Origin of the sequence: Pseudomonas sp. SIMBA_067, from assembly GCF_046534675.1 — a bacterium.
Lineage (GTDB): Bacteria > Pseudomonadota > Gammaproteobacteria > Pseudomonadales > Pseudomonadaceae > Aquipseudomonas > Aquipseudomonas putida.
Window position 1 is genome coordinate 1 of the sequence record NZ_JAWRYH010000684.1, and the last position, 261, is coordinate 261.

Annotated in this window: 1 protein-coding gene; it reads right to left on the reverse strand. The window is 63.2% G+C overall.

Translation table 11 applies throughout. The features are described 5' to 3' along the window. The coding region (locus tag SB765_RS30870; protein WP_410932654.1) for a Fic family protein at positions 1 to 261 on the reverse strand (261 nt) is incomplete at both ends.

Sequence of the window (261 nt, forward strand, 5' to 3'; positions counted from 1 at the left end):
GCTCGCCCTGGGCCAACGCCAAATCCGTGATGGCACGGGTCAGGCGACCGTTGCCGTCATCGAATGGGTGCAGTGTGACAAACCAGAAATGTGCCACGCCGGCGCGGACCAGTGGGTCCAGTTCCGGTTGATTACGACTGCTTTCAAACCATTCCAGGAACTCCTCCAGCGCTTGCTCAAGGCCCAGGCGTGGCGGCGCCTCGAAATGCACGGTCGGTCGGTCAAGCCGGCCCGATACCACCTGCATGGGCTCATCCCCGC